Origin of the sequence: Massilia antarctica (genome assembly GCF_015689335.1) — a bacterium.
Classification (GTDB): domain Bacteria; phylum Pseudomonadota; class Gammaproteobacteria; order Burkholderiales; family Burkholderiaceae_D; genus Telluria_A; species Telluria_A antarctica.
Genome location: NZ_CP065053.1, coordinates 3,930,232 through 3,950,070, shown reverse-complemented (window position 1 = coordinate 3,950,070; position 19,839 = coordinate 3,930,232). Strand labels below are relative to the sequence as shown.

At 65.5% G+C, this 19,839-nt stretch carries 16 protein-coding genes; 11 read left to right on the top strand and 5 right to left on the bottom strand.

Annotated elements, in window-relative coordinates:
* Window positions 1-364 precede the first annotated feature (364 nt).
* Window positions 365-1,228, bottom strand: a complete 864-nt coding sequence (locus IV454_RS17805; protein WP_206087173.1) for a DUF6920 family protein — start codon at window positions 1,226-1,228, stop codon at window positions 365-367.
* A gap of 260 nt (window positions 1,229-1,488) precedes the next feature.
* Window positions 1,489-2,334, bottom strand: coding sequence for an alpha/beta hydrolase (locus IV454_RS17800; protein ID WP_206087172.1), 846 nt, complete (start codon window positions 2,332-2,334; stop codon window positions 1,489-1,491).
* A 378-nt stretch (window positions 2,335-2,712) separates the two neighbouring features.
* Here IV454_RS17800 and IV454_RS17795 point away from each other — a divergent pair, with 378 nt between their 5' ends.
* From IV454_RS17795 to IV454_RS17785, 3 genes are read left to right on the top strand one after another with little or no spacing between them, the layout of a single operon-like run.
* Window positions 2,713-4,734 carry a TonB-dependent receptor plug domain-containing protein gene (locus IV454_RS17795; RefSeq protein WP_206087171.1) on the top strand — a complete coding sequence of 674 codons (2,022 nt, stop codon included), beginning with the start codon at window positions 2,713-2,715 and terminating at the stop codon, window positions 4,732-4,734.
* 1 nt (window position 4,735) lies between these two features.
* On the top strand, window positions 4,736-5,305 hold the full coding sequence (locus IV454_RS17790) for a YfiR family protein (protein ID WP_206087170.1): 570 nt from the start codon (window positions 4,736-4,738) through the stop codon (window positions 5,303-5,305).
* A gap of 20 nt (window positions 5,306-5,325) precedes the next feature.
* On the top strand, window positions 5,326-7,413 hold the full coding sequence (locus IV454_RS17785) for a putative bifunctional diguanylate cyclase/phosphodiesterase (protein ID WP_206087169.1): 2,088 nt from the start codon (window positions 5,326-5,328) through the stop codon (window positions 7,411-7,413).
* Between the two features lie 47 nt (window positions 7,414-7,460).
* Here IV454_RS17785 and IV454_RS17780 read toward each other — a convergent pair whose 3' ends face one another.
* Window positions 7,461-8,030: a hypothetical protein gene (locus tag IV454_RS17780; protein ID WP_206087168.1), complete on the bottom strand. Its 570-nt coding sequence runs from the start codon at window positions 8,028-8,030 to the stop codon at window positions 7,461-7,463.
* Window positions 8,031-8,136: 106 nt separating this feature from the next.
* On the opposite strand from IV454_RS17780, the gene IV454_RS17775 reads away from it, so the two are divergent.
* Together IV454_RS17775 and IV454_RS17770 are read left to right on the top strand one after the other, a co-directional pair.
* Window positions 8,137-9,750: an RICIN domain-containing protein gene (locus IV454_RS17775; RefSeq protein ID WP_206087167.1), complete on the top strand. Its 1,614-nt coding sequence runs from the start codon at window positions 8,137-8,139 to the stop codon at window positions 9,748-9,750.
* A gap of 451 nt (window positions 9,751-10,201) precedes the next feature.
* Window positions 10,202-10,957, top strand: coding sequence for a DUF4303 domain-containing protein (locus IV454_RS17770; protein WP_206087166.1), 756 nt, complete (start codon window positions 10,202-10,204; stop codon window positions 10,955-10,957).
* A gap of 6 nt (window positions 10,958-10,963) precedes the next feature.
* On the opposite strand, the gene IV454_RS17765 is transcribed toward IV454_RS17770, so the two are convergent.
* Both IV454_RS17765 and IV454_RS17760 read right to left on the bottom strand, forming a co-directional pair.
* Window positions 10,964-11,791 (bottom strand): ATP-grasp domain-containing protein, encoded by an 828-nt coding sequence (locus IV454_RS17765; protein WP_206087165.1) that lies wholly within the window; start codon window positions 11,789-11,791, stop codon window positions 10,964-10,966.
* Between the two features lie 20 nt (window positions 11,792-11,811).
* Entirely contained in the window at window positions 11,812-12,480 is a 669-nt protein-coding gene (locus IV454_RS17760; protein ID WP_206087164.1) for an energy transducer TonB, read from the bottom strand.
* A 299-nt stretch (window positions 12,481-12,779) separates the two neighbouring features.
* On the opposite strand from IV454_RS17760, the gene IV454_RS17755 reads away from it, so the two are divergent.
* From IV454_RS17755 to IV454_RS17730, 6 genes are read left to right on the top strand one after another with little or no spacing between them, the layout of a single operon-like run.
* A complete protein-coding gene (locus IV454_RS17755) occupies window positions 12,780-13,451 on the top strand; it encodes an RDD family protein (RefSeq protein ID WP_206087163.1) in 672 nt (223 codons plus the stop codon).
* Window positions 13,448-14,395, top strand: coding sequence for a stage II sporulation protein M (locus IV454_RS17750; protein ID WP_206087162.1), 948 nt, complete (start codon window positions 13,448-13,450; stop codon window positions 14,393-14,395). Before IV454_RS17755 ends, IV454_RS17750 begins: the two co-directional genes overlap by 4 nt.
* Window positions 14,396-14,403: 8 nt before the next feature.
* Entirely contained in the window at window positions 14,404-15,999 is a 1,596-nt protein-coding gene (locus tag IV454_RS17745; protein WP_206087161.1) for a hypothetical protein, read from the top strand.
* Window positions 15,996-17,408, top strand: a complete 1,413-nt coding sequence (locus IV454_RS17740) for a DUF4350 domain-containing protein (RefSeq protein WP_206087160.1) — start codon at window positions 15,996-15,998, stop codon at window positions 17,406-17,408. Before IV454_RS17745 ends, IV454_RS17740 begins: the two co-directional genes overlap by 4 nt.
* Window positions 17,398-18,402: an AAA family ATPase gene (locus IV454_RS17735; protein ID WP_054267138.1), complete on the top strand. Its 1,005-nt coding sequence runs from the start codon at window positions 17,398-17,400 to the stop codon at window positions 18,400-18,402. Before IV454_RS17740 ends, IV454_RS17735 begins: the two co-directional genes overlap by 11 nt.
* The gene (locus IV454_RS17730; protein WP_206087159.1) at window positions 18,395-19,711 is read left to right on the top strand and encodes a DUF58 domain-containing protein; all 1,317 of its coding nucleotides are present in this window, start codon (window positions 18,395-18,397) and stop codon (window positions 19,709-19,711) included. The genes IV454_RS17735 and IV454_RS17730 overlap by 8 nt, the downstream gene beginning before the upstream one ends.
* The last annotated feature ends 128 nt before the right edge of the window (window positions 19,712-19,839 follow it).

The following is a 19,839-nucleotide window of genomic DNA, read 5'->3' as shown; positions in this document are numbered from 1 at the left end:
GATGAAATGCCTTAACTAAAATGTAATGTATGTAAATTTGTTATCGACCCTGCATCGCGATGTTCCGGGAGTGTCGGTAAAAATTTACGGATAACAATGTATCCAACAAAAAATAATTTAGTTTAGGAAATTTCGTTAATTTATAAAAATATTTATAGACTTACATACAACATGGCTTAAATGCAACTAATTAACTGCGTTTTGCGGCTGTTTTTTAAATTAAAAATTGTTTTTTGATAGTTATTTACTATTGAATGTGCGCATGCAGCCGAGGTGCTGGCACACAGTGTGGCGGTCGCTGCGGACCTGGCTCGACAAAACGCCGCCGGGTGTGACGCCGAAAAGCGCGCCCGTCACTGCGCCGTCACTGCGCAAACGCATAAACAACACGTTGAACTTCACCACGCCAGTACGGCTGCAGCCCCTCGGGCAATTCCCATGCCACTTCACCATTGCGCGGCACAAGCATCGTGCCCACTGTCCGGTAGCCCCAAAAACGGCCGGACCACGACGTGGGGACAGTCTTTCCATCGATTGCACGGCCGCGGGCATCAGCACGGATGCCTTCCACGAGACCATGCTGATCAAAGCGGAAAACCAGGCTGACGGTATGGGCGCCGTCGATCAGGGTGGCGCGTGCATGTTGCGCATCAATGGCCGTCCAACTGACGCCATGGCCGGGTAACAAGGCTGTCGGATACCACACCGCCTCGGCAAGAAAGCGCATCAGTTCGCCTTGCGCCATGTCCACGGTGCCGCCAAGCTCGGCAACAGTGAACAGGCCAAACACGGCCGCACGCAGTGCCCCCTCACCCGCAACGTAAGAGTCGCGCACCAGCACATGTACGCCGGGCAGCATGGCGATACGCGCATTCCAGCCAAAGCCGGCGCGCTGGGTCACAACCTGCTGATCCGCGGTAAGCGATGTCCATCGGCTCGCCGCCTGGCTCAGTTTCATGCTGCCGATCTGGCGTATCCGCACCCCGGCCACCACGGGAGCGCCATCGACGAGGACCAGCCGAAGATAGCGCTGCACCGGCGCGGGCAAACCTGCCAGGCTGGCAAAGTCGACCCTCGCAGGGATGATCGGAACGGCTTGAGCAGTAAGCGCATCGCGCAAGTGACGCATTGCCTCGTTCCAGCGGTAGTGCCCGTATGCCAGCACCGCCGTCGCGCAAGCGGCAAGGCAGACCAAGGCCAGTGCGGCCCAGCTTCCCGGGCCGCTCATCGCGCTTGCCGCGGATACAGCGCGTCGATGGCGGCGCGCGCTTCGCGCACACCATCCACCGCTCGCGGATCGACATGGTCCTTGAATTTCACATCGCTCCTGAATGAGTCACATACGGTTATTGATATAAATCAGTGTATGAAACTGGCTTCAACAATACGTTGACGCACATCAAGATGGCCCTTTTGCAGCAGGGCGCGAGTCCACAGTCCCTTCGGCGCATGACGCGCCCCTCGCCGGCGATAGTGATGCCAGCCAAGCTACTGCTTGAAGATCAGGCGCAGCGATTCCTTGTAGGCTGGGTTGATCATCTCGACGTGCCCGTACGAGGTGGTCGGAAGGTGCCGCAACTCCAGGCCCTGGTAGGCGCGCGCGGAAATCATTCTGTCGAACGCGTCCACGTCCTTGGCATTGCCCGCGGTATCGCCCGACAGGATCAGCTTCGTGCCCGGCAGCTTGCCCCCGGTGGCGGTAAACATGGCGCGCTCCATGTCGGCCAGCGGTCCGCCCTGTTCGTGGGTCGCCATATCCATCACGATGAAATTGGAAAACGTGTGGCCGCCCTGGCGGTCGAGCAGCATGGCGGCGGCGGCGAAGTAGCCGCCATACGAATGGCCCACCAGGGTGCGCTGCTCCGGCGCGATCCGGTACTTCGATTCGACCAGCGGCATCAGTTCCGTCGTCAGGAATGCATAGTAAGGGTTCAGGCCGGGGTAACGGTAGTCGGTGCTGCGAGTGGCAAAGCCGCCGATACCCACGATGACCGCGCGCACGCCGACTCCCTCCGCGATATGGGCCATGGGCACGAAGATGCCGTTATCCGGGCCGCCATCGAGCACATAAATGACCGGCAGGCGATCGCTCGTGCTGGCGTAGTTCGCGGGCACATAGACATTGAGCCGGTAGCCGGCATGAGTCTGGCTCGACGTGAAAAACAGGTCGCTGTTGATGCTGCCGGCAAGCGCCGTTTGCAGCGCCGGTTCGACCGGGGGCGTGTCATGCCCCCCGCCGCACGCGCTGAGCATGACAAGAAGCGCGACTGCGAAGACGCGGCGCACGCCCGTGCGCATGGAGAAAACACCGGAAACCGCTGGATGATTGAACATGATTTGTATTTATAAATATGACATGTTGGGAGGAATCGTAGTGAAACATAGATTCACCTTTCCCTGGATATTTCCGCTTAAAAATAAATTCCAATCGGATAACAAGCGCCATGCGCATCAGCTTGCCTGTCCGCGCTGCTCGGGAAAGCGTGCGCCGGTAGCAAGCCGGCCGGCATGGGCGGGGCGCAGCGGCTTCGCTTCGTGAAAAGTCCGCTGTTGTAAGAAAGCGCCGGCTTGCGCTTGCTTAAGCTGAATCAACAGACCGGGTGTCGGGCAATCTTACACTGGACTACTAAATTGACCACCGGAAACACATTCCCGCCGACCCGCGGGCTTTCCGCCCAGCATAGCCGGGCGGCCCTTGCGCAGGAACAGGACATGTATCCCACAACCAAGCATCCCCTTCGCCGCGTGCTCGCCGCCGCACTGACCAGCGTGGCCCAGGTCGCCGTGGCCGGCGCCGACCAGCCCGAGGACTTGAACGCCCTGCCGATCGAGCAATTGCTCAACCTGGAAATCATCACCGCCTCCAAGTTCGCGCAGAAAATCAGCGAAGCGCCGTCGTCGGTGTCCGTCATTACCGCGGACGACATCCGCCGCTTCGGCTACCGTTCCCTGGCCGACATCCTGCGCAGCGTGCGCGGCGTCTACGTCACCGACGACCGCAACTACAGCTACGTCGGCACGCGCGGCTCCGGCCGCCCCGGCGACTTCAACACGCGCCTGCTGATCCTGGTCGACGGCAGCCGCCTCAACGACATGGTGTACGACCAGGGTGCCGCCGGAAACGAATTCCCCATCGACATCAGCCTGGTCGAGCGGGTCGAATTCGTCCCGGGTCCGGGTTCGGCCATGTATGGCAGCAGCGCGTTTTTCGGCGTCGTCAACGTCATCACCAAGAGCGGCGCCGCGTTCCAGGGCAGCACGGCCAGCGCCGGCACCGCCAGCGCCGCCACGCGCCAGGCGCGCATGGCCAGCGGCTTTGCGCGCGCCAGCGGCATCGACCTGCTGCTGGGCGCATCCTGGCTGGAACGCAAGGGAAACGACCAGTATTTCCCGGAATACGACGACGCCGCCCATCACTTCGGCGTCGCCCGCAACCTCGACCATGACCTCTACAAGCGCGCGTTCGCCAAGCTGTCGTGGGGAAGCTTCGCCGCCAGCGCGTATGTCGGGCGCCGCACCAAGGGCGTCCCGACCGCTTCCTACGGCCAGCAATTCAACGATCCGCGCAGCCGCACCATCGACGAATACGCTTCCGCCAGCGCCTCCTGGCAGGCGGCGCTGAGCGCGACCCTGGAAGTGCACGCCGGGATCAACCTGCACAGCTACCGCTACCAGGGCACCTATATCTACGTGCCCGACAGCGCCACGGTGAACATGGACGAGGCCGAGAGCCGCAGCGCGTCCACCGAATTACGTCTGCTGAGCACGGCATTCCGCAACCACAAGCTCATCGCCGGCGCCGAGTATGCCAACGACCACAAACGCACGATGCGCAACTACGACCTGGCCCCGTACGCCTTCTACCTGCTCAGCGAGCACCCGAACAAACGCGCTGGCGTGTACCTGCAGGACGAGTTCCGCATGGGCGAACGGGTGATCCTCAATGCCGGACTGCGCCACGATCACGATGCCGAAGGCGGCGGCGCCAGCAATCCGAGGATCGCGCTGATCGTCAAGGCCGCCGCGCACAGCACCGTCAAGGCGCTGTACGGCACCGCCTACCGCTCGCCCAATGCCTACGAGCGCTACTACGCCACCAGCACCGGGTTCAAACTCAATCCCACCCTCAAGCCGGAGCACATCAAGACCTATGAATTGATCGGCGAGTATTTTCCATCTGAAAATTTCAGGGCCAGCGCCTCGCTGTTCCAGTACCGCTTCACCGACCTGATCGCCTTGAGCACCGACCCGCTCGACTGCCGGCTGGTCCAGTCGAACATCGATTCGGCCCGTTCCAAAGGCGCCGAGATCGAGGCGGAATGGCTGCGCGACAACGGCGCTTCGCTCAAGACCAGTATCAGTTTGCAATACGCAAAAAACGCCGCCAGCGGCGAATGGCTGAGCAACTCGCCGCGCCAATTGTTCAAGCTGAACTACGCCAGGCCGCTCTGGCGCGACACCCTGCACAGCGCGCTCGAATACCAGTTCACCAGCCGGCGCCGCACTGCGGCGGGCGGCCACGTCGGCGGGTTCGGCCTGGTCAATGTCACCGTCCTCGGCCACGCCCTGGGCAAGCGGCTCGACCTGTCCGCCAGCGTCTACAACCTGTTCGACAAGCACTACGCCGATTCCGCCAGCGAGGAGCATTATGACAACAGCAGCCCGGCCCGCTATCTGAACGCCATCGGCCAGGATGGGCGTACCTGGCGCCTGCAGGCCAGCTACACCTTCTGATATGCGCCTGCGCCCCGCTTCCCCGCATGTCGCCTGGCTGGCCGCCAGCGCGCGCCGCTGGCCGCGCTGCGCCCTCGCGCTGGCCCTGCTGCTGCCCGCCGCCGCCCGCGCCCAGGCCCCGGCGGCCGCCGAGTACGCGGCGAAAGCGGCGTTCATCTACAACCTTGCCTTGTTCAGCACGTTTCCGGATGCGCGGGCGGGCCTGATCAGGCTATGCATCCTCGGGCGCGATCCGTTCGGCAAGCTGCTCGCCGGCCTGGAAGGCAAGCCGCTCGGCGACGCCAGGATGACGATCGCCTACCCGCCCTCCGGCCGCGACGCGCTCAAGCAGTGCCAGATCGTGTTCGTCAGCGCTTCCGAAAGCGACACCGTGGCCCTGCTGGCGCAATCGGCGCGCCAGGAAGGCGTGCTGACGGTCTCCGACGCCAAGGGAGCGGCGCGCATGGGGATCATGGTCGAACTCGACGTCGAGGACAAGCGCATCGCCTTCGAGTTCAACGCTGAAGCGGCGCGCGCCGCCAATATCGCCCTCAGTTCCAAAGTGCTGCGCCTCGCGCGCATGGTGTATTGAACCCACGAAACGGACCCATCATGAAACGCCCCTGGCCTCGCCGCCGCAGCCGCAAACAAACCCTGAGCACCAAGCTCAAATGGGCAAACCTGGTCACCAGCGGGACCGTCATCCTGCTCTCGACCCTGTTCCTGCTCGGGATCCAGACCTATTTCTTCACCTCGGCACTGGTGCGCCAGACCCAGGCGCAAGCGGCCATGGGCAGCGAAAACATGTCGGCCGCCATGGTCTTCGGCGACCAGCGCGCCGCCAAGGACATCCTGGCCGCCCTGCGCGTGGTGTCGGACGTGCGCTCGGCCGTGGTCTACGACAACGCCAACGGCCGCTTCGCCAGCTACCTGCGCGACAGCGGGACCGCCCCGCTCGCGCTGCGCCACGCCGGCGCCGCCGGCTACACCCTGTCGTACCGCCACGTCACCGTGGTCGAGCCCCTGCTCGTCAAGGGCCAGCGGCTCGGCACCCTCATCGTGCAAAGCTCGCTGGACAATGTCTACCGCCAGCTCGCGCTCTACCTGGCGCTCACCATTCCGGTCATGCTCGCGGTGCTGGCCATCGCCCATCTGGTGCTGTCGCGCCTGCAGCGCTTCATTACCGATCCCCTGCTCGCGCTGTCGGACGCCAGCGCGCAAATCTCGCGCCTGGGCGACTACTCGATCCGGGCCGAGGTCAGCACCCTGGCCGATATCGGCATGCTGTCGAGCGCATTCAACACCATGCTCGACCGGATCCAGAAGCGCGAAAGCGAGCTCGAGGGCGAGATCGCCGAGCGCAAGCGGGTCGAGGTCAAGCTCGACCGCCTGGCCCACTTCGATAACGTGACCCAGCTGCACAACCGCCATTTCTTCAACGACCGGCTCGAAGCGGTCATCGCCCGCGCCCAGCGCTGCCAGGAGCGCGCCGTGCTGATGTTCATCGACCTCGACAACTTCAAGGCCGTCAACGATACCTTGGGCCACGATATCGGCGATGAACTGCTGCGCCTGGTCTCGCGCAGCCTGAGCGACACGGTACGCAGCGGCGATACCATCGCCCGCATCGGCGGAGACGAATTCGCCATCATCCTGGAAAACGTGCCCCAGATCGGCGACGCCGCGATGGTCGCCGAAAAGTGCCTGCTGCGCATAGCCCAGCCGATTGCCATTTCGGGGCACGAGATCCACATCAGCGCCAGCATCGGCCTGAGCGTGTTCCCGGACGACGCGTCGACCATGCACGAGCTGCTCAAATACGCCGACAGCGCCATGTACTACGCAAAAAACAGCGGCAAGAATGCCTACCGTCTGTTCACGCACAGCATGCAGGAAGATGCCCGCAAGCGCTTCACGCTCGACAACAACCTGCGGCGCGCGCTCGAACGCAAGGAATTCGTGCTGCACTACCAGCCCCAGATCGACTTGCGCAGCGGCGCCATCTGCGGCGCCGAAGCCCTGATCCGCTGGATCCATCCAGACCTTGGCCTGATCAGCCCGGCGGACTTCATCCCGGTGGCCGAAGATACCGGCATGATCGTGGCGATCGGCGAATGGGTGCTGCGCGAAGCCTGCCACGAACTGCGCAAGTGGCACGACGATGGCCACGGCATCCGGATGTCGATCAATCTGTCGGGGCGCCAGCTGACCGAGGAAGGATTGGTCGCCTCGGTGCTGGCGATCGTCGACGACAGCGGGGTCGATGCGCGCTGGCTGGAACTGGAACTGACCGAAAGCATGCTGATGGACGCCTCGGCCAAGGTCATCGACAAACTCCATACGCTCAAGCGCGCCGGCATCGCGCTGGCCATCGACGACTTCGGGACCGGCTACTCCTCCATGAGCTACCTCAAGACGTTTCCGGTGAGCGCGCTGAAGATCGACCGCAGCTTCGTGCGCGACCTGCCGCACAGCACCGAAGACGCCGCCATCGCCAAGGCCATCATTGCCATGGCCAGGAGCTTGAAAATGGAAACGGTTGCCGAGGGCATCGAAACGGTGGAACAAGGCGAATTTTTACGCGCCAATGGATGCGACAAGGCGCAGGGCTTTTACTACGGCAAACCGCTGCCGGCGGCGCAGATGCGCGCCTTGCTCAGGCAGCGCGAACACGAGGCGGCCGAGCCGGCCCTGCCCTGAGGCGCGTGAATGCCGGTGCGGCCAATGACTGCCGCACCGTGTGTCCATCAGCGCCGGCGCGCAGGCACCGGCATCAGCGTATTGACGAACATCGACAAGCCCGCGCGCAAGGTGGACCGTAACACAGCCGGTTCCTCCTCAGACCACACCGGGCAATAGACCGCTTCATCCTCTGGCCTGCACACGCTGTTGGCCGTATCGCCACCGTAGAACAGTTTCATGTAGAGGCCCTGCGTAGCGGCCTTGTCGGCATCGTAACTGCCCCCGACCGAGCGCGATACGTCGTCAAACAGGTTCCACGCGGCGAGCAGCTTGTCGCAATCGACTGTCGTGTTGCCAGCATCGTCAATCCACGCCAGGACGCAATCGAGTTCATGCACCGTCGGCTCCTCGTCGACCAATTCCAGGCCGAGCTCATCCGCATGGCGGCGCACATCGGCCTCGCTGGCAAAACCGGGGACGCGGCCGGCGGAATCGAGCAGCACCCCGTCCTCTACTCCCGAGGTCCAGACCAGATAGCCGTCCGCGCCGTTTAGTTTGTACCAAAGTACGAAATAGCTCACATCCATCGCGCTGGCAGCCCCCTTAAAAACAGCATACATCTTTATGGATTGCATATATCTGTATGTACAAAATAGCTGATAGCATCCTTTTCTTTTCATTTCGCCAACACAAGCAAGCCCTTACGGTGGCCTGTTTGCCAATCACCCGGAGTCACACATCATGACCGCATTCCCCGTTGCCGACGCGCTGAACCGTCCGCTTCCCGCACGACGCCTGGCCACCCTGGCCGCATCGCTGGCCATTCCCTTGTCCCTGATGGCCAATCCCGCCAGCGCCGCCAATTGCAACGCCGCCGTGTACAACGGCGGTTTGTACACCGTCGTCAACGCTTCCACCGGCAAAGTGCTCGACGTCGTGGCCGGCTCCACCAAGGGTGCGGCCGAAGTCCAGCAATGGGGTTCCGCAAACAGCAGCAACCAGCAATTCTATCTGCGCGACGCCGGCAACGGTTACTGGACCATGCAAGCCAAGCACAGCGGCCTGCTGCTCGACGTCCTGAACCTGTCGGTCAACGACGGCGCCAAAATCATCCAGTGGAATGCCACGGGCGCCCAGAACCAGCAATGGCTGCTGAAAAAATCGACCGGCGGCGGCTACAACGTCGTCGCCCGCCATTCGGGCAAGTCGCTCACCGTGGCCAATAACGACAGCGGCTCGCGCGTCTACCAGGCCACCGATACCGGCAACGGCATCCAGCGCTGGTACTTCAACCCGACCAACGGTTCCTGCGGCGGCCCGGCCGCGGACGGCTTCGCGGCCCAGTCCGGCGCTGACGGCTTGGGCACCACCACCGGCGGCGGCAACAGCGCGCCCGTCACCGTCACCTCGTGCAGCGCCCTGTCCAGCGCCCTGCGCGCGAGCGGCCCCGCCGTGATCCAGATTCCGGGCGGCACCACCATCGATTGCCGCACCGCCGTGCGTTCGGAAAGCACCTGCGCGGTCGCCTGCCCGACCTATCAGGATCCGGGCAAGAGCACCTACCGCGTTCCGGTCGGCACCATGACCTGCAAGGAACTCGGCTCGACCAGCGAAACGCGTTACATGCGCCCGCGCGATGAAACCAATATCTGGGTCGCTTCCGACAAAACCCTGGTCGGCCTGAACAAGGATGCACGCCTCATCGGCGCCTCGCTCATCGTGAGCGGCACCAAGAACGTCATCATCCGCAACCTGAACATCGAAAACATCAACCCCGGCCTGGTCGAAGCGGGCGACGGCATCACCATCACTAAGTCGAGCCATGTGTGGGTCGACCATGTGCACTTTAACCTGATCAGCGACGGCCACGTCGACATCCAGGACAGCAAGAACGTGACCCTGAGCTGGAACCGTTTCGACGGCACCAACCCAGCCGTGTGCGGCAACCAGCACCACTACACCAATGCCTTCAGCAACTCGCAGGTCACCTTGCACCATAACTTCTGGAACAAAACCTCCGGCCGCAATCCGAAGCTCCTGGGCGCGGCTTCCCGTACCCACCTGTACAACAACTACTGGCTCGACGTGCCCTACTTCGCCATCGGCGCCAGCGACCACGCTCAAGTGAAGGTCGAAGGAAACTTCTTTGCGAACACGGCCAGGCCGCATTGGAACGAAGACAATGCGCTGATCGACGCCAACATCGCCTCGGACCGCTACACCGGCAAGTCGGAAAACGATGTGGAGAAGGATACCGGCGCCAAGGTGTTCGGCGACACCGTACTGTTCCCGTACAAGCTGGACAACGTCGACGACCTGCCGGCCGTCCTCACCAACGGTACCGGCGCACGCTGATCGCAGCCCGGCTGATCGCAGCCCGGCTGATCCGCAGCCCGGCTGATCCGCAGCCCGGCTGATCCGCAGCCCGGCCGACATGGCCGGGCGTTCGACATGCCGTTGCCGCGTTCGCCGGCAACGGCAGCGGCCGGGATGTCGCTGGCCGCCCTTTCCGGCCCCGCCATCGCTGCCCACCGGCGCCTCTCTCCCTTCCTTGCAACGCGAAAAGAAGCCGAGTCAATCGCGCGCATCCACGCAAACGACCTCCCCGCTACACCGCCGGCTTGCTTCCCGCAATGGTTGCGGCGCACTGCCGGCATCCCAGATTGGACGTGACAGGAGCCGCCGCGCCCGTCATACTTCTTTCCGAACCACTAAAATTGCCCGTGCAGCAGCCGTTACCGAACAAAACACCGATGTTCCTCTGCGCGGGAAGACGATCTTCCCAACATAAAGCACAGACGCGACAATGACGACGAACTGGTCACTTTTTCACAAATACGCCGCCACCAAGCCACGACAGTTTATCGAGATACGCGACCTCGGCACGGCGGTCTGGCGCGCCGCCGGCATGACCGAAACCTGGGGTACGGACACGCTTGAGGAATTGGCCAGCCCGGCCGCCGCCCGGGCGCGCTACACCGCCCTGTGCGCCGACGCCGTGGCTGCCGGCTTCACGCTCACGCGCCAGGCCGCCATCGACCTGAACCGGCTCGATGCCACCCTGCTGGCCAGCGAAATCCGCGACGGCGCCCGCAACGCCTTCAACGCCATGCGCGCGGCCCATCCGGACCAGACCTTCAACGCCTTCGCCCTGGTCAGCGACGACAGCGCCATGACGATCGTCCCGCTCGCCAACAGCGTGCAAGCGCTGAGCGAGGACGGCGGCGACGACGAGATCCTGTGGAATCCATCGGAATGGTCGTTCTTCGAAGAAGGCGCCTGGCTCGACATCGCCTACCGCATGATCCTGCCCTATCACCGCGACATTCCCAACGAGGTCGACATCGACGCACTGCGCGCATGGGTATTCGGCGCCTGCGCGGCGGCGCTGCAGCAACTGATCGACGAAGGCCTGTTCGGCAGCGCCGCCCAGCGCGACGAGGTGGCGCTGCTGTTCCACGTTACCGACGGCGACGGCGAGGACGACGTCGTCGAAGCGCTCAACACGCCGGCATCGTTCGGGCGTTACGCAGCGTGGTGCGCCAGCTGCGACGAGCGCTAAGGGCGCCTAAGCTCCCTCGGTCCCAATCCGCGCCAGCACCTGGCGCCACAGCAGCAGCGGCGCGATGCCGGCATAGCCTGATTCCTGGGCATCGTTGCACTCGATGACGATCCAGCGCCCGTCGGCCGTCCGAGCCACGTCCACCACCAGAAACGGCACCCGCACCAGCGCGGCGGCGCGCGCGGCGAGGGCTTGCCCTGCCGCCTCGTCGGCGCAGGCGTACGGCGCCACCTGATGCCAGTAGCGGCCCCAGCCCACGCAGTGTCCGTGCCACCAGAACGAGCGGTATTCGACCAATGGCCGCACCTTGCCGGCCACCTGCCCGCGCACCGGCTGCAACGGGATGAATTCGCGGATCACCGGCTTTTGCCAGTGCAGGATCGGATCCTCGCGGTACAGCCGCGCCGCCTGCTCGTAGTGCGCGCGGCTGCGGATCACCGACAGGTCGGGATTGTGCTTGCTGGTCTGGCGCGAGCCTTTCATGAACACGGGCCAATTGAACGCCGCTTCGATGCGGTCGGCCGGCGGCAGGCTGTCGAACACCTCCGTGCGCGGCGTGAGACCGTCCAGCAAGGGATACCAGGCTTCCAGTTCGCTCGCGCGGACGTGTTCCTGCGGCGAGTTGACCAGACGCAGCCCCATCGCCAGCTTGTCGGCGAACTCGGCGTCGTAATCGGCAATCGGTCCGGTGCGCAGCACGCACGGCTCCTCGGCATCGAAGCGGTAGGGATGCGTACAGTCGAAGTGCGAGCCGACATCGAAGTCGTAGGCGGCCACCCCCACCGGGTCGCTGACGACCACCAGCTTGTTTTCGAGCCGTGCAATGCTGACCATCCGCTGCCTTAAACGAGGAATTACCGCGCCAGCACCCGGCCGGTCACGCTGGCGCTGCGCTCGCCCGGCCTGGCCGGATCGTAGTCGAAGCGGCAGGATTGTACGTAATCGATCGCTTCGGCCAGCAGCGCATCCGGCTGGCCGTTGACCTCGGCGGCGATGCGCGACGGCACGCCGCCCGCGCCCACCACGAAGCGCAGCAGCACGCCGCTGGCGCTGGTGGGCGCCGCATCGAACGGGGCGAAGCGCGCAAAGCGCGGCGAGGCCCGGCAACTACCGGCGCGCAACACCGGCGTGACCCCGCCATCGCCGTCGAGTTTCCAGTCGAATTGCATCGGATACGGTCCGGCGCGCTGCGCCGAATCCAGGCCCGGCTTGAAGCGGCAGGCGGCAATCCCGGCCAGGGCGGCATCGTCGAGCATTTTCCAGCCGCTCGTGCGCAGCAGGCGCGGCTCCACCACGGCACCATCCGGCCCGATCGCAAACGACAGCATGGTGCTGCCCTGCAGGTCGTACAGCAGCGCTTCGCGCGGCCAGGCCGGCGGGGGGCAGGCGCCTGCCCCAGCCAGCAGATGGCTGGGGAACGCCGGCGCGGCCGCGGCCGCCGGCGCTGCATGCTTGTCCGGCACCTGCGCCACCGAGGCGGCCGCCGCGGCGATGCACACGCCGATGACTAATTTTCTGTTCAAATCATTCCACCCGATAAGCTGTGACGGGGCGCAAGCGACCTTGGTACACTTCCAGCATCAACAACGATACCGCAACGATACGGCGATGCGCCGATGGCGCGAAAACGGCACATGGCGGCATGCCCGCCTTGTGTCCAACGTGGCCGCTCGCCCACAAACCGCGCTGCAATTTCCACATATTTGCCATCAATGCATCGTTTCTTCGGTACAATAAATACATCCCACAGTAAATTTAACACGGCAAAACGCATGGCGGTACTAAAATCAGCGGCATCCCGGCAGCGCAAAGAGGTCCGCGCTTGCTAGACGGCCGCCTGTCCCTGACCACGCCCGAGGGCGTGAGCCTGCAATTGACACCAGCCGGCCCCTTCCTGCGCGCGGTCGCCTGGCTGCTCGATTTCCTGCTGTGGGCCGCCGCCTGCCTGCTGATGCGCCTCGCCATGCCCCACGGTAAGCTCGGCGAAGGCATCTTCATGTTGTTGCTGTTCGTCTCGTACTGGGGCTATCCGATCATCAGCGAAGTGTATTTCAGCGGCCGCACCCTGGGCAAGCGCGCGGTCGGACTGGAAGTGGTGCGCAGCGACGGCCTGCCGGTCGGCTGGCGCGAATCGACCCTGCGCAACCTGATGCTGGTGGCCGACTTTTTGCCGGTCATGTACGCGACCGGGCTGGTGTGCATGATGTTCGACCTGCGCTTTCGCCGCCTGGGCGACATCGTCGCCGGCACCCAGGTCATCTATTACGAAAAGGCCGCGCCGCGCCCCACCCCCTTGCTGGCCCAGCCGCTGCCGCTACCCTTTCCGCTCAGCCCCGACCAGCAGCGCACCCTGGTCGACCTGTTCGAGCGCGAAGCGAAGCTGCCGTTCGACCGCATGGCCGAACTGGGCAGCATCGCCGAAGCGCTGACCGGCGCGCGCGGCGCCGAGTCGGTCGAACGCATGCGCTCCTACGTGGCGGGCCTGACCCAATGAAGCAAATCCAGTTTGAAGCCGACAACGCCGCGCTCTGGAACGAGATCGGCGCCATCCTCGACGGCAGCGAGCACGACGTGCGCGCGCTGCCGGCCCTGTACCGGCGCCTGTGCCAGTGCCTGGCGCTGTGCAGCCAGCGCGGCTATTCGCCGGCCCTGACCGATCATCTGCAGAAAATGGTCGGCGCCTGCCACCGCCGCCTGTACGGCACCGCCGTCGAACGTCCCACCACCCTGCTGCGCTGGATTCTGGTCGACTTTCCCTGCCGCGTGCGTGCCGAATGGCGTCTGCTGCTGATCACCTGCCTGGCGTTTTTCGGCGTGGCCCTGGCGGTCGGCCTGCTGGTCTGGTACAAGCCGCAGTGGGCCTACAGCTTCGCCTCGGCGCAGCAGCTCGACCAGTTCCGCGAGATGTACCAGCCGGGCCGCGTCCACGTCGGGCGCGGCGGCAGCCAGGGCGACCTGATGATGTTCGGCTTTTACATCTGGAACAATGTGTCGATCGGCTTCCGCAGCTTTGCCGGCGGCATTTTCGGCGGCATCCCGGCCTTGATCAGCCTGGGCCTGAACGGCATGCACCTGGGTGTGATCGGCGCCTGGCTGAGCCGCGACCCGGCGACGGTCCACCAGTTCTGGTCGTTTGTGATCACCCACTCCAGCCTGGAAATCACCGGGCTGCTGCTGTGCTCGATGGCCGGCATCCGGCTCGGCCTGGCCCTGATCCACCCGGGCCGGCTCACCCGCGCGCACGCGCTCCACACGACCAGCCAGGCCATGTTCCCGGTGATCGTCGGCGGCAGCCTGATGACCATGTTCGCGGCCTTCTTCGAAGCCTTCTGGTCCGGCTCGGGCGCGATTCCGATCCAGGTCAAGTACGCCGTCGGCGCCACCGCCTGGGCGCTGGTGATCGGATTTTTCCTGTTCGCCGGCCGCGGCAAGCAATAGAGGCCGCCATGCAAATCGACAAACTGCAGATCGAACTGCGCCCGCGCACCAATGCCCAGGCGCTCGACCTCGGCTTCAGCCTGCTGCACTCCCACGCCGGCGCCGCCTACATGGCGTTTCTGGCGCTGTGGCTGCCCGTGGTCGCCCTGTGCGCCGCGCTGACCGTCTGGCGCCCCGACCTGTCCTGGGCCTGGCTGATCCTGGGCTGGTGGTTCAAGCCCCTGCTCGAACGCGCGCCCCTGTACGTGCTCTCGCGCCAGGTGTTCGGCACCGCCGTCACCTGGCAGGAAGCGGTGCGCGCCTGGCCCGGACAGCTCGGCGGCGGCTGGTTCCGCCTGCTCACCTGGGGCCGCCTGACCTGCGCCGGACGCGGCTTCTGGCAACCGGTCTGGCAGCTCGAAGGCGCGCGCGGCGCCGTCGCCAGCGCACGTCGCAGCGCGCTCGGCAAGAACCGCACCGCCTCGGCGGCGGTCTGGTTCGGCGTCGTCTGCGCCCACCTGGAAGTCGTGCTGCAACTGGGCGCGCTCGGCTTCATCGGCATTTTTGCTGCGGACGGCAAGATCGGCAATCCATTTTCCCTGTTTGCCAACATGACCGGCGACACGCCCGATGTGTTCACGGAGTTGCTTACCCTGGGCGCCTTCGCCCTGTCCGTCGCGCTCATCGCGCCGGTCTACACGGCCTGCTGCTTTACCCTGTACCTGAACCGCCGCGCCAGCATGGAAGCGTGGGACCTGGAAATCAAGCTGCGCCAGATCAAGCGCCCGCAAGCGCTGCGCGCGCGCGCGGCGCCCCTGGCGGCACTGCTGGCCGGCGCCGGCATGCTGCTGGCGCTGTCCGGCATCCCGGCGCCGGTGCGGGCCGCGCCCGGCACGGCCGCGTCAGCCCCGGCGCGCGCGCCCTGCGCGCCGCCCAAGGGCATGAACCTGCCCGAACGCGGTCCGCTGCAAGCGCCCGAGCAGGCGCGCATCCGCCAGCAGCTCGACCAGCTGTATGCCGAGCCCGACCTGCGCGGCTACGAATGCGTGGAAAGCTGGGAGTTCAAGAATCGGAACATCAAGGAAAAGAAGAAGGAAGTACGCCCCCGTTCCTCGTTCGACATGAACCTGATCGCCTCCATTTTCAAGGTGCTGTTCATCGCGTTCGCCATCGGCCTGGTGGCCTGGGTGCTGTACCGCTACCGCCACCACTTCCCCTCCTTCGAGCGCGCGGCCAAGGCGCGCGTGGCCACCGAAATCGGCGGCCTGAATATCCGCGCCGAATCGCTGCCGCCCGACGTGATGGCCCAGGTGCGCGCCCTGTGGAGCGGCGGCGAGCAGCGCGCCGCCCTGGCCCTTCTGTACCGCGCCACCCTGTCGCGCCTGGTCAACGAAGATGCGCTGGCCCTGCGCCAGGGCAATACCGAAGGCGACTGCCTGCGCCTGGCGCGCCAGGCCGCGCAGCGCCAGCAGCTCGCACAAGCGCGCCTGGAGGTGGCCATCAGCGCCACTTCCCTGTGGCTGGGCGGCGCTTACGCCGCGCGCTGGCCCGCTGACGATGCCCTGCTGGCCTGCTGCGCCGCATGGGATGCACAGTTCGGCACGGCGCGGGAGGCCACGGCATGAACGACAACCTGAAAAGCTTCCTGTCGGTGCTGGCCCTGGTGGTCCTGGGCGCCCTCGGCACCTGGTGGTGGTATGACAACATGGAACTGCGCTGGCAATCGCGGCGCCACCTCTCCGAAGCGGCGATGAAAGACCGCATGCTGGCCGCCACGCTCCTGCTGCGCCGCAACGGCCGGGTCGTCGATGGCACCGGCTCGCTCGGCGAACTGGTGTTGCCGAAAGTGGCAGGCGGCACCATGATCCTCAGCGGCGCCTCGGGCACGGCGCTGCCGGGCCAGGCACAGGAAATGCTCGACTGGGTACGGCGCGGCAATACCTTGATTGCCGAACCGCGCTCGCTGACCAGCGCCGAGAAAGCCGCGCTCGCCGCCCTGGAACCAGCCAGCGATGACGAGAAGGATGACGAGGACGACGACGAGGCCGACGCCACGGACAAGCCGGCGTCCGTTCTCGCCAGCGCGCCTGGCAAGGCCGAGGCCAGGAAAGAAGACAAGGACGAGGATGAGGACGAGGACCTTCCTCCGGGCAAACCGGCTCCGGCCTCGTCGTTTGCCGCCGCGGCCGACGGCGACCCGCTCACCGACCGTTACGGCGCGCGCGTGCGGCGCGATGCCAAGGCTTGCCGATGCCGCACCCAGCCGGCCGAGGCCGACAAGGACAAGCCGGAAGCGATCGCCGCAGCCAGGCGCGAGCGCGACAAAACCGTCAGCCGCCTGACCCTGCCGGGCAAAACGTATGCGCTCGAACTCGACGGCGATATGGAGGAACTGGTCAGCCTGCCCGGCGCCGCCGCCCCGCTGTGGAGCGACGACGATGGCGGCGCCGTGCGCGTCTACCGCGAAGGCAAGGGCCAGGTGGTCCTGCTGACCACTGATTACTTCAACAACTACCAGCTGGACGAGCGCGACCACGGCGAGCTGCTGCTGGCCCTGACCGACCTGGCGCCGGGCCGCCACGTCACCATCGTGCGCAACCTCAACGTGCTGCCCTGGTACAAGGCGCTGTGGCGCCATTACAGCCTGTTCCTGGTCAGCCTGGCGGTCGGCCTGGCGCTGATGTTCTGGGCCGCGGTGCGCCGTTTCGGCCCGATCGTCCCCGCGCCCAAAGCCGAACGGCGCTCGCTGCTCGAGCACATCGACGCCAGCGGCGCCTGGCTGTGGAAGGCCGATGGCGGACGCCAGGTGCTGCTCGACGCCGCGCGCGACGACACCCTGGCCCTGATCCGGCGCCGCGCCCCGGCCCTGTTCCGCATGCCCGAAAGCCAGCTGTGGGCCATGCTGGCGCGCGACTGCGCGCTGCTAGAGGCCGACGTCATCGAGGCGCTGGAGCAGGACGCGGCCAGCCATGTCACCCGATTCACCCGTCAGATCCGCACTCTTCAAGAACTGAGAAATCACTATGAACGATAACACCGCCACCAGCGCCGCCCCCGCCATCACGGCCGAACGCCTGAACCAGGCGATCGGCATTGTCCAGCGCATGCGCGAGGAAATCCGCAGCGCCGTGATCGGCCAGCAGGCCGTTGTCGACCAGGTTCTGGCCTGCTGCCTCGCCGGCGGCCACGTGCTGATCGAAGGCGTGCCGGGGCTGGGCAAGACCTTGCTGGTCAAGGCCCTGGCCAAGACCTTCGCCGGCGACTTTTCGCGCATCCAGTTCACACCAGACCTGATGCCGGCCGACGTCATGGGCCACGCCGTCTACGACATGAAGAGCCAATCCTTCAGCGTGCGCCGCGGCCCGGTGTTCGCGCACCTGCTGCTGGCCGACGAAATCAACCGCGCGCCGGCCAAGACCCAGTCCTCGCTGCTCGAAGTGATGCAGGAGCGCCAGGTCACGATCGAAGGCGAATCGCATCGCCTGGCGCCGCCGTTCATGGTGCTGGCCACGCAAAATCCGCTGGAAAACGAAGGCACCTACCCGCTGCCCGAAGCCCAGCTGGACCGCTTCCTGATCAAGGTGCGCATCGATTATCCGAGCGCCGACGAAGAAGAGCAGATGCTGCGCATGGTCACCCGCGACCGGGTCGGCGACGGCCTCGAAGTGAGCCAGGTGGCCACCCTGGTCAAGCCCGACACCATCGTCGCGCTGCAGCAGCTCGTCGCCCGCATCCGGGTCGACGACGCCGTCGCCGCCTACGCCGTGCGGCTGGTGCGCGCCACGCGCGACTGGCCCGGCATTGCGATCGGCGCCGGTCCGCGCGGGTCCATCGCGCTGGTGCGCATGGCGCGCGCCATGGCCCTGACCTCGGGGCGCGACTACGTCACCCCGGACGACATCAAGGCGGCCGCGCTGCCGGTGCTGCGCCACCGCATCGCGGTCTCTCCGGAAAGCGAACTCGATGGCCTGAGCAGCGACGAACTGCTGCTTGGCCTGATCGAAGAAGTCGCCGCTCCGCGTGGCTGACGTACTGACCCCGTCGCGCACCCTGCTGGCTGTCGCCGGCGGCTGGACCGTGCTTGGCCTGGCGGCCAGCCACGTGGACGCGCTGCTGCCGCTGTGGCAGGGAACCGGCCTGGCCGCGCTGGCCGTTGCCTGCGTCGACGCCTGGATCTCGCGCAAGGCGCCGCTGCTGCGCGTGGAGCGCGAACTGGCCGGCGTGTGGCCGGTCGGCACCTGGAACAAGGTCACGCTCAAGCTGCACAACGAGGGCGCGCGCCGCGTGGCCCTCGACCTGTACGACGACTACCCCGCCACCTGGTCCATGGAAGGCCTGAGCCACCGCAGCGACATCGCGCCGGGCGCCTACGCCGCCGTCACCTACAGCCTGTGCGCCGACCGGCGCGGCCCGGCCAGTTTCGGGCCGGCCCACCTGCGCGTGCGCTCGCCGCTGCGCCTGTGGCAGCGCGTGCACCGCATCGGCGCGCCGAGCGCCATCAAGGTGTTCCCCGATTTTTCCAAGCTGCTCGGCCACACCCTGAGCGCGACCGACCGGCGCGCGCCGGCGGCCGGCGCCATCCGCAAGCGGCGCCGCGGCGAAGGCACCGACTTTCGCCAGCTGCGCGAATACCGCGACGGCGACAGCATGCGCTCGATCGACTGGAAAGCCACCGCGCGGCGCCAGAAGCCGATCACCCGCGAATACCAGGAAGAGCGCGACCAGCAGGTCGTGTTCCTGCTCGATACCGGGCGCCGCATGCTGGCGCGCGACGACACCACCACCCACTTCGACCATGCGCTCAACGCCGTGCTCACGCTCGGCTTCCTGGCGCAGAAACAGGGCGACGCGGTCGGCCTGATGACCTTCGGCGGCGAGACCCGCTGGGTGGCGCCGCTCAAGGGCCGCAACGGGCTCGATCGCCTGCTCGGCGCGGTGTACGACGTGCAGCCGTCCGAAATGGCGCCCGACTACCTGCAGGCGGCCACCAACCTGCTCAACCGCCTGAGCAAGCGCGCCTTTGTCGTCATCATCACCAACCTGCGCGACGAAGACGACACGGCGCTGCGCTCGGCCTGCGAGCTGATGTCGAGCAAGCACCTGGTGATCTGCGCCAGCCTGCGCGAAAAAGTCATGGACGGCGCGCGCAGCAAGGCGGTCGACACCTTCCCCGGCGCCCTGCGCTACAGCGCCACGGTGCACTACCTGCAACAGCGGCGCGAGGCCATCCGCCGCCTGGGCATCCGCGCCGAGCGCCTGATCGACATCACGCCGGACCAGCTCAGCGCGGCGCTGGTGAACCGCTACCTGGACATCAAGGAAAGCGGGCAACTGTAAAGCGGAATAGTCACGCGCCCCTCGGGCATCGTAGTTCGGTCAATGTGATTGCAACGTTGATAGGTGCCGCGCCCTATCCTGAAGCGGACCGCATCCGATTTGTTTCTTGTGTTGCTATTTGCACTATC